The organism is Streptomyces sp. NPDC020362, from assembly GCF_040642095.1.
In the GTDB taxonomy this organism is placed as follows: Bacteria; Actinomycetota; Actinomycetes; order Streptomycetales; family Streptomycetaceae; genus Streptomyces.
Genome location: NZ_JBFAET010000452.1, coordinates 1 through 2,176 on the forward strand (window position 1 = coordinate 1; position 2,176 = coordinate 2,176).

A 2,176-nucleotide genomic window follows, 5' to 3' on the forward strand; every position below is an offset into this window, starting at 1 on the left:
GCGGGACCGGGGTCCTCCCGCAGGTGCCGGGGGACGACCTTGGGCGCGGAGCGCCGGGTCGGGCAGCTGGTCGCGGAGAAAGAGCAGGGACCGGCGCAGGACGGCGACGTGCAGCGCGCCGTCGTAGCCGTCGTGCCCGGTGTCGAGCCACATGGCCTCGTGCGGTACGTCCGCGGCGGACAGTGCGGCGAGGTAGGTACGGATCTGCCCGGGCGGGCACTTGGCGTCATGGGTCGCGCCGACCACGAGGAGCGGTGCCGTGACCCCGGCCGCGTAGGTGAGGGGCGAGCTGTCGGCGTAACGTTCCGGCACCTCGTCCGGAGTCCCGCCGAACAGCCTGATGTCCAGGGCCCGCAACGCCGGGGTGGTCGCCCGGTGGGCGGCGGCCCAGTCGGCGACGGGCTTGACGGCGATGCCTGCCTGCCAGAGCCCAGGCCGGGAGCCCAGGGCGAGGAGCACCAGGTAGGCGCCCCAGGACACCCCCCACAGGGCGCTCGCGTCACCGGCGACCAGGCCCCGGGCGACGAGGTCGGTGCGAACCGCCGCCAGGTCCTCCACCTGCGTGTGGCCGATCCCGGCGGGGAAGGCACGCCGCCAGCCCGGCCCGTACCCGGTGGAGCCGCGGTAGTTGACACGCACGACCGCGTAGCCGGAGGCCACCAGAGAGTGCACCGTGGCGTCATAGGCGTCCCGGTCGTGGTCGGCCGGCCCGCCGTGGACCAGGAACACGGCGGGCGGCGGCGCGGTACCGGCCCGATCCGGAAGGCTCAGCAGGGTGTGCAGGCGTCCGCACGGCGTGGGCGTCCACAGGTCGGTGTGCCGGCCGGGGACGACGGCCGAGGGGCCGGGCGGGGGCAGAGCGATGCCGTCCGTGGCGACCAGGACCGGCGGGTGGGCGGTGTCGGTCCACAGGTAGTCGACCGCTCCGTCGGCGCGGGGCGCCGCGTCCAGGAGGCTGCCGGCGGGCGTGGGCACGATCTTCCGCACCCGCAGGCCGAGGTCCACGCGGTGCAGCAGGGAACGGCCGTGCCGGTCCTGACGCACCAGCACCTCGCGGCCCTGCGGAGACCAGCGGGCACTGATCTCCGTGTCGAAGGTGCACCAGCGGTGGATGCGCAGCCCGCCCTCCGGCGTCCAGGTGGCCGGGGCGTAGCAGTCCCCGAGATCCTGCACCAGCAGCAGCTCCCGGTGCCCGGCGCGTGGCGAGAAGCCCTGGCACCACAGTCCGCCGTCGGTTCGTGCGGGGTCGGGTCGTCCGCCGCTGGTGTGTGCGGGGCTGGGCGGTCTGCCGTCGGTTTGTGCAGGGCCGGTTGGTCTGCCGCTGGTGTGTGCGGGGCCGGGTAGTCCGCCGTCGGTTCGTGCGGGGCCGGGCAGCGTGGCGACGACCCGTCCCTCGGGCGTGACGACCGTGACGGCCGCCGCGTCGTCGGCCGACGACGCCAGGGCGATCAGCGTGCCGTCCGCGGTGATGCCGCCCAGTCGGCACGACCCGCGGGTGCGCACCACCTCGCGCGGCACGCGGCCGCGCCGCCCCACCAGCACCACGGTCTCCCGCCCGTCGGCCACGGCCGCGGCGACCGCACCGGCCGAGGTCACGGCCAGCCCCCGTGCCTGCCCGGCCGGAGCACCCGGCAGGCCCGGCAGCCGCGGGCCGCCGTCGAAGTGCTGGAACCACCAGCGGCCCCGTCCCGTGGCGTCCTCCTCGAACCACCACACGTAGCCGTCGGCGTCGAGGGCGCGGTGGGCCGTACCGACCGGGCTGTCGGTGACCTGCCGGGTCCGGCGGGCCCCTGCGTCCCACGTGAAGACCTCGCAGCGGCCCCCGGAGTCCGCGGTGAACACCATGCGGCGCGGGTCCGCGGGGCACACGTCGGGCAGCGCGGCGACGAACACCTGGTAAGGGCTGGTCATGTCCGACTCCCCGGGGATGCACCTGCTGGGCGGGTGTCCTCGTGCCCGTCCGCGGGTGCGGCCGGCCGCAGGACGCCGCGGGCCGTGCGCTGAGTGTGCACCGCGAGCAGGACGAGGACGGTGGCGCAGGCGAGGGCAGGGGCCCGGGAACCGCCCCAGGTCACCAGGGCGGCCGCGAGGGCAGGCGCCACGGCTGCCGTGACGGCGGTGGCGGACCCGAGTACGGCTCCGGTCCGCGACTGCAGGTCCTGGGGCACGGCGAGGA

At 76.2% G+C, this 2,176-nt stretch carries 1 protein-coding gene and 1 pseudogene; both read right to left on the reverse strand.

The features are described 5' to 3' along the window. Positions 1-1,911, reverse strand: a 1,911-nt coding sequence (locus tag AB0H32_RS48100; RefSeq protein ID WP_361136019.1) for a prolyl oligopeptidase family serine peptidase, incomplete at its 3' end; no start/stop codon positions are given. Further along, positions 1,908-2,176, reverse strand: a pseudogene (locus AB0H32_RS48105) (hypothetical protein); the annotation flags it as partial. The gene AB0H32_RS48100 and the pseudogene AB0H32_RS48105, both read right to left, overlap by 4 nt.